Annotated in this window: 10 protein-coding genes, 1 tRNA gene and 2 pseudogenes; 3 read left to right on the top strand and 10 right to left on the bottom strand. The window is 26.3% G+C overall.

The window, feature by feature from the left end; all coding sequences use genetic code 11:
- Positions 1-72: 72 nt before the first annotated feature.
- The 4 genes from ELQ06_RS08055 to ELQ06_RS08040 form a co-directional block, all read right to left on the bottom strand.
- Positions 73-354 (bottom strand): type II toxin-antitoxin system YafQ family toxin, encoded by a 282-nt coding sequence (locus ELQ06_RS08055; RefSeq protein WP_002782140.1) that lies wholly within the window; start codon positions 352-354, stop codon positions 73-75.
- Positions 341-568: a hypothetical protein gene (locus tag ELQ06_RS08050; protein WP_002819580.1), complete on the bottom strand. Its 228-nt coding sequence runs from the start codon at positions 566-568 to the stop codon at positions 341-343. The genes ELQ06_RS08055 and ELQ06_RS08050 overlap by 14 nt, the downstream gene beginning before the upstream one ends.
- 130 nt (positions 569-698) lie before the next feature.
- Positions 699-1,058: a type II toxin-antitoxin system HicB family antitoxin gene (locus ELQ06_RS08045; RefSeq protein ID WP_002779573.1), complete on the bottom strand. Its 360-nt coding sequence runs from the start codon at positions 1,056-1,058 to the stop codon at positions 699-701.
- Between the two features lie 3 nt (positions 1,059-1,061).
- Positions 1,062-1,289, bottom strand: coding sequence for a type II toxin-antitoxin system HicA family toxin (locus ELQ06_RS08040; protein ID WP_002790357.1), 228 nt, complete (start codon positions 1,287-1,289; stop codon positions 1,062-1,064).
- 194 nt (positions 1,290-1,483) lie between these two features.
- On the opposite strand from ELQ06_RS08040, the gene ELQ06_RS08805 reads away from it, so the two are divergent.
- On the top strand, positions 1,484-1,726 hold the full coding sequence (locus ELQ06_RS08805; RefSeq protein ID WP_168977566.1) for a hypothetical protein: 243 nt from the start codon (positions 1,484-1,486) through the stop codon (positions 1,724-1,726).
- Positions 1,727-1,753: 27 nt separating this feature from the next.
- Positions 1,754-2,155 (top strand): Fic family protein, encoded by a 402-nt coding sequence (locus ELQ06_RS08800; protein WP_167843127.1) that lies wholly within the window; start codon positions 1,754-1,756, stop codon positions 2,153-2,155.
- A gap of 331 nt (positions 2,156-2,486) precedes the next feature.
- Here the strand turns inward: ELQ06_RS08800 and ELQ06_RS08030 are convergent, their stop codons facing one another.
- Complete coding sequence (locus ELQ06_RS08030) at positions 2,487-3,098, bottom strand: DNA repair protein Rad50 (RefSeq protein WP_052793810.1); 612 nt, start codon at positions 3,096-3,098, stop codon at positions 2,487-2,489.
- A gap of 322 nt (positions 3,099-3,420) precedes the next feature.
- On the opposite strand from ELQ06_RS08030, the pseudogene ELQ06_RS09120 reads away from it, so the two are divergent.
- Positions 3,421-4,195: pseudogene (locus ELQ06_RS09120) on the top strand (tyrosine-type recombinase/integrase); the annotation flags it as partial.
- Positions 4,196-4,238: 43 nt separating this feature from the next.
- Here the strand turns inward: ELQ06_RS09120 and ELQ06_RS08015 are convergent.
- The 5 genes and pseudogenes from ELQ06_RS08015 to tgt all read right to left on the bottom strand — a co-directional run bounded on the left by ELQ06_RS08015 (position 4,239) and on the right by tgt (position 7,031).
- The gene (locus tag ELQ06_RS08015; RefSeq protein WP_002867921.1) at positions 4,239-4,589 is read right to left on the bottom strand and encodes a hypothetical protein; all 351 of its coding nucleotides are present in this window, start codon (positions 4,587-4,589) and stop codon (positions 4,239-4,241) included.
- An 18-nt stretch (positions 4,590-4,607) separates the two neighbouring features.
- Positions 4,608-4,703 (bottom strand): annotated as a pseudogene (locus ELQ06_RS08995) (Arm DNA-binding domain-containing protein); the annotation flags it as partial.
- Positions 4,704-5,011: 308 nt separating this feature from the next.
- Positions 5,012-5,088 (bottom strand) — tRNA-Arg (locus ELQ06_RS08010).
- A gap of 52 nt (positions 5,089-5,140) precedes the next feature.
- Complete coding sequence (locus tag ELQ06_RS08005) at positions 5,141-5,908, bottom strand: magnesium transporter CorA family protein (RefSeq protein ID WP_002860739.1); 768 nt, start codon at positions 5,906-5,908, stop codon at positions 5,141-5,143.
- A gap of 1 nt (position 5,909) precedes the next feature.
- The gene (gene tgt, locus ELQ06_RS08000) at positions 5,910-7,031 is read right to left on the bottom strand and encodes a tRNA guanosine(34) transglycosylase Tgt (protein WP_002860738.1); all 1,122 of its coding nucleotides are present in this window, start codon (positions 7,029-7,031) and stop codon (positions 5,910-5,912) included.
- Between the last annotated feature and the right edge of the window lie 28 nt (positions 7,032-7,059).

Raw genomic sequence — 7,059 nt, 5'->3', positions numbered from 1 at the left:
TTAAAACACTAACGATAGATGCAAATACTGCTAAATAAATAATTAAGTGTGCTTTATCCATCTTTATTCCTTTCAATATTTTTTAAATAACTTACTATGACTACCTAGTTTTAAAATATTTAGCTCTAACTCATTATTATGTTTTTGATAAATTAATAACAAGTTAGACTTTATATGACATTCTCTAAAATCTTTTAATACACCTTTTAATTGATGATCTTTATATTTAGGTTCTAAATTCTCATCATTAGAAAGTTTTACAATAACTTCATCAGTTATTTTACGCTCTTCATCGCTTATTTTTTTGTAAGCTTTTATAAAATCTTTATGGTAATAAATTTTATATTTTGCCATTTTGATAAGCTTTCACAAAGTCTTGATGCGAATTAAAGCTTAATGCAGTATTGACTTTTTTTTCTTTATCAAGTTCTTTGCTTGCATTTAATATCTTACTTTCAAAACTACTCAACTTAGGCTTAGAAATTTTACATTTGGCATTTATGCTTTTTGCTAAACCCTTGAATGCAGGTAAAAAATCTTCATTAACATTTTCAATAATAAGAGTCATAAGCAACTCCTTTCTCAATTTATATAACATAATTATACCATTTTTAATAATTTTTGCAAGTATTTTTGCTATAAAATGCCTATTTTTTAGTGGTTTGAAACGGATTTTTTTTATTTAACTATGTCAATTTTTAAGTGCTTATTTTATAAGACTTTATAGCGCTATTTGCAAGATCAGCTAAGAATTTACTTCTATTATCGCTTATTGTATCTATTGCTTCTACTAAGCTTTTAGGCAAGGTAATATTAATTCTAATTTTTGCTTCATTATCAATAGGTTCTTTAATATAATCACCTTTTTCAAGCATAACTTCTAATGCTCCTTTAAATGCTTCTTTGAGATCTTTTAAGGCTTCTATTTCATTTTCACCATCTCCCATAATATAAGGGAAATCTTTATATCTTGCAAAATATCCTCCGCCATCTTTTTCATCAAGTTTTTTTATAATAATTTCATAAGGTAGATTAAGATAGTAATCTAAGTCTTTCATCATTCATTCTCCTGTTATAGCTTTTAAAACCATTTTGACATATATAGCCTTTATAGGGCGTTTAAATGGAATAGTAATAAGATCACATTCTTTTTTTCTGAATTGATAATGTGATCCGCCTTTATTAAAACATTCATAACCTTCGCTTTCTAATAAAATCTTAAGCGTTTCAAAGCGCACATTGTTAGGATTATTTTTTAAATCTTTAATAATTTTATCTTTTTTACTCACTATAATATCCTTATAAGTATGTATTATACACACTTTTTATTAAGTATCACTTATAAACCGAACGCAATTCTTTTAATAAAGTTTAGATATAATCTCACAAAACGCTTACTATGTCGTTTCATAGTTAAGCCTTTAGGGTTATTTCCGCCAAGAGTTAAAACTCAAGGCGGATTTTTATGAAGGAAAGATTTAAAATGAGAAATTTAACTTTAGAAGAAAATATATTTTTAGCAAAAAGAAACCTTGTAGATATTATTTGGAAATCCGCGAATTTAGAAGGTGTAAATGTTACTTTTCCTGAAACTCAAATGATTATAGATGGCTTTAGTGTTCCTGATAAAACAATACAAGATTTAACAATAATTTTAAATCTCAAAAGAGCTTGGAATTATTTGTTTGATACCATTAATGAAAAAGTTAGTTTGAGTTTGATATAGGACTTTAATAGGATTGTAGGCAGAGATTTGGTTCATAAATCAGGATTTTTAAGAACAGCTGATGTTAAAATAAGTGGAACAAATTTTAAACCAAAATTACCTATTGATTATGAGGTTAGTGAAAATATAGAAACAATTTTAAAAAATGAAAATAAAAAAGAAGTAGCATTGTATTTGATGTTATATCTTATGAGAAGTCAATTATTTTTTGATGGAAATAAAAGAACTTCAATGCTAATTGCTAATAAAATTTTAATTGAAAATGGATTCGGTATTTTGGCAATTGCTAAGAATGATATGAATGAGTTTTTTACCCATCTTGTTAAATTCTATGAAACAAACAATAATTATGAAATAAAACAATTTTGTAAAGAAAATTGTATTGAAACAATGATTTTTCATAATGATGAAGAAAAAAACAAATTATAGGAAAGAATTGAGATAACACTCAAATTTTCATATAAAACATTAAAACTTATTCATTCAAAAATACTATAATTAAAGCGTATTAAGCATGGCTACTCTTTCGGTTATAAGAAGGAGACATGATGAGTAGTCATTGATTTTTTAGTTCTTGTCTTAGAATTAATTAACGAGATAATCAAGCTTGTTGATTATCTCACTTAAAAAACCGTTGAAAATTCTATAAAAACCACACTTAGTCTAAGCTTAATACAATTGTAACAAAAAACACTTAACCGAAAGAGGCGTGGCTTTCGGCTATTTGTTCTTGCAAAGTCTTTATCGTTAATATGTTCTATTATAAAACTTCTATAAAAATTTCTTTACTTTTTAGTTCCTCATAAAAATTTTTTCTTTTATTGGGGTCGTTTGTAGTTACAATGGTAAATCCTGCTTGTTGAATTTTCATGAGAATTTCTTTTGAAATATTCATACTATGGAATAATTTTTTAAAATGTTCAGGTGTCATTACTGCTGCTCTAATATAATGAAAAAATGGATTACCATTTTCTTTATTTTTATTATATTGCATAGTATTATTAAACACTATGTCACTGCTGTAACTAATGTTTTGGAAATTATCTTCTTTGATACGCTTTCTCATCTCATTATAAAATGAAGTTAATTTGTTATTCTCATCTTTAATAAGATTAAGTATAGGATCTGGAATTTTATCTAAATATTGATTTTTTTCATCGAAATTATCCACATTAAAAGAAGTAATATAGTAAGATTTATCCATTGCTAATATTATAGAAGTTGAAGGATAATTTTTATCATAACCATCAAAATATAAATTCACATTTACATCGTGATATTGATAACGAAGTTTAATACAGTTTCCGACTTTTTTATATTTAGCATTATTGTACTTCTCTAATAAAATACCTAAAATAATAGTATCACTCATTTGCACTCCTTTAAAACGAAAATCTAAATATTATGTTATTATACAATCAACATTTTAGAGCAATACTAAATATAAACTAAATTGACAATTTTTTTATTGTATGATATAATTTAAAATCATTATAAGGGCGGATCGAGATCGCCCATCTTAAATACTATTTTAAGTAGCTATTCAAATCTTTTTCAAAACTCTCTATTAAATCACTTAAAAAAGCATTGATTTTATTTGGCATAACGCCTATAAAGGTATTATGTGATTTTGTGGTGATTCTAGGAGCTAAAGCCTTTTAATTTGTTATTTTTGTTTTATATAAATTTTCCCAGTGAAAACTTCTATTTCTGATTTTTTAGTCAATTTTCTTAATTATTTAGAAAATAATTCAAAAAATGGCAATAAACTATCAAAAAAAACAAAAATAACTTATTTGAGAGTATTAACTAGCTTTTTTTCTTTTATAAGCGATAATAATGATGATTTGTTTGTTTTTTCCTTTGATATGAAGAAAATTAGATTTAGAACAGAAAAATCAGAAGAAAAATTAAATTATCTTAATGAAAATGAAATTATAAGGCTAAATAATGTTTTAGAGAAAGAAAAAGCAAAAAAAGAAGTTTATAATAGTTTTAGAAACTCTTTACTGATAAAACTTATGCTTTATGGAGGACTTAGAATTTCTGAAGCTTTAAATGTAAAACTTTGTGATTTTGAAGAGGTTGATGATGAAATATTAAAAATATCCATAATAGGCAAGGGCGGTAAAGAACAATTTGCATTTATTAAAAAAGAAGAAGTAGATGATGAGCTTGAATATTTTAAAGAAAATATCCAAGATAGTGATTACATAATGCAAACTAGCACAGGAAAACATTTAAATAGAAGTAATGCTTTTTTGATTGTAAATAATATTTACGCTAAAGCTTTGATCAGCAAAAAAAGGACTTCATTTGCTTAGACACACTTTAGCCATGAGATTAACAGCCAAAGGAACAAACCTTGTGGTCATACAAAAAATTCTAAGACATGCAAATCTAAATACTACTACTATATATGCCAAAGCAACAAATGATACAGTAAAAGCTGCGTTATTAAATAATTAATTTTTTCTAAAATTGATTATTTACATAGACTTCTTTTTGAAGTCTATGCTGTGAATCTTTCTAATAAAAGTTTAGGTTCTCCGCCAAGTATTTTGATGAAATTTGCAATTCTTGATTGTATCATTTCTACGGAATACATACCTCCTAAACCGCCTAAAGCATAAAATAATTCTTCGAAAATGTCTTCTTTGTTAAATTCAAGTTCTTCTATATCAATAAGATCAGGAGTTCGGCTACATTTTTGTAAATTTTGATATATTTTGACTAAAATCTTGATTTTTTGTAGATTATTTTCAGCCTCTAAATAAGAATTTAAGTGTATTATTAGGGTTTTTGATTTTTTTATATCTTCTTTTTGAATTTGTTCCTTGGGATCAATTTTTTCAGTTAACATATTATTAAAAATATTTGCTTTTTCTCTTGCGCTTGACAGTGTGGTTGTTGGGTATTTTCCTATTTTAATACTTTGTATTTTTTTGTTTAACCTATATCTAAAATAAAAAAAGATAATAGTACCTTTTAGCGAATCTTTTGCTTCGATGTAGAGATTTTTTGTGTATGCATCTTTAATATATGTTCTTTTTTTACAATTAAAGTTTTAAGTTGCTTATCATTAACAATAATCATTTTTAATATTCCTATGTTAAAAAGTATATGTTATTTTTGAATTTTAAAATTTAACATATACTATAACATATACTTTTAAAATTGTCAAAATTGATTATTTGAGATTATTTTAGAAGCTTTCAAACATTGCTATATCATGCTTTAGATGATTATTTCAGATGATTCAAGATTATTTAAGAAAAGAAGTGATGGTGCGCTCAAGAGGATTCGAACCTCTGGCCTTTTGAACCGCAATCAAATGCTCTATCCAGCTGAGCTATGAGCGCAAAAATAAGTTAAAATTATATATAAATATTCTTAAAATAAGCAAAATTTTGCTTATTTTGTTTGTTTTTTAGCTTTTTTACCTTCATCTAAATCAAATTCTTTAGTCTTTTTTGAATGATAAAATATAAAACCTACAATCAAAATACAGCAAATCAAAGAAAAAATATAAAGTGTACCATAAGGGCTATCTTTGAAAAAAAGATTATTAGTATTCATTCCAAAAAATCCTACGATCAAATTTAAAGGTAAGAAAATAGAAGAAAGTATGCTTAAAAGATAAATACTTTTATTCATTTTTTCATTTTTAATTGCACTTGTTAATGTATAAAGAGTATCAATTCTTGTTAGATGTTCTTTGGTATTTTTATTTAAGATGCTGATGGATAAATTTAGAATTTTTAAATGTTTTTTGTATTGTGCTTGTTCGCTAAGCAAAAGATTGAAAGCTTCACTTAGAAGATTAATTTGCTTTAGATTTTTGTTAATTTTTTGTCTTAAAACAAAGGATTTTTTGTAAAAATTTTTAACAAAACCACCTTTTAAGATAATACCTTCTTTGTGTTCTAAAAGGTTTTGAAAATGAGTATTTTGTACTTTAAAATCTTCTAAAATAGATTTAATAAAATTTGAAAATTCTTCTATGCTAGAAAGCTTAAATTCTTCATTTTGAAGTTTATAAATTTTTTCATCATTAAAAAGCCAAGTTTCTAAATTTAATCCCACGTAAACAAAAATTTTTTGTCCATAAATTTCGCTATAGAAAGTTTCTAAATTCTTTGCTTGCAGGATTTTTTTTAGATTTTCGTGTAGCTCTAGCATTTTATTTGCCTCTTAAGTGATAAAAATTTCTTTTAAATTGCGTAAAAGAATTGTTCAAAATTGCTTCACGCATCTTTCTTGCAAGTTCAAGATAATAATGTAGATTGTGCAGACTTGCCAAACGAAAAAAAGTAAGTTCTTTAGCTTTAAAAAGATGGTTTAAATAACCCCTTGAAAAATTACGACAAGTATAACATGAGCAAGTAGGATCTATAACTTCATGATCGTTGATAAATTCTGCTTTTTTAATATTAAATTTTCCAAAACTTGTAAAAAATGTTCCATTTCTTGCATTTCTAGTTGGCATCACGCAGTCAAACATATCTACCCCTCGCTCAACATTTTCTACTAAATCTTCAGGCGTTCCTACGCCCATTAAATATCTTGGACGATTTTCGTCTAGATAAGGGTTTAAGTTTTGTACTGTTTCATACATCAAGGTGTTTTCTTCGCCAACGCTAAGCCCACCTATAGCTAAACCATCAAATGGCATTTCGTTTAAACTTAAAGCACAACGCTTTCTTTCTTCATAATCTGTGCCACCTTGGATAATACCAAAAATATTTTGCCCTATACCTATACCTTTATTTTGCATATTTTTATGATAAGCAATAGCTTCTTTTGCCCAAAGTATAGTGCGATCAACAGAAATTTTAACCCTTTCTTTGGTTGCGGGTAGGGCTACTAAATCATCTAAAATCATCATAATATCAGAATTAAAATCATATTGAGTATCTAAAACACTTTTTGGAGTAAAAAGATGACGACTTCCATCAATGTGACTTTTAAATTCTATGCCTTCATTAAAATGTTTGGAATTTTTACTTAAAGAAAAAGCTTGAAAACCACCACTATCGGTTAAAAAACTTCTATCAAATTTCGTAAATCCATGTAAACCTCCAAAATCTTTTACTACTTTGGAAGTTGGACGCAAGTACATGTGATAGGTATTTGCTAAAATAATTTTTGCATCAAGCTCATTTTTCATATCATTAGCATCAAGACTTTTAACCGCTCCTACTGTGCCAACAGGCATAAAAACAGGGGTTAAAAAAGTGCTGTGTGCGGTAGTGATTTCACAAACCCTTGCCATTCCATCTTTATGCTTTAATTTAAATTCCATTTGCTATAATTTCCTTTTTGGAGTTTAA

Origin of the sequence: Campylobacter sp. CH246 (genome assembly GCF_004378835.1) — a bacterium.
Taxonomy (GTDB): Bacteria; Campylobacterota; Campylobacteria; order Campylobacterales; family Campylobacteraceae; genus Campylobacter_D; species Campylobacter_D jejuni.
The sequence above is the reverse complement of the archived record's forward strand: the minus strand, read 5'-3'. Positions and strand labels throughout refer to the sequence as shown.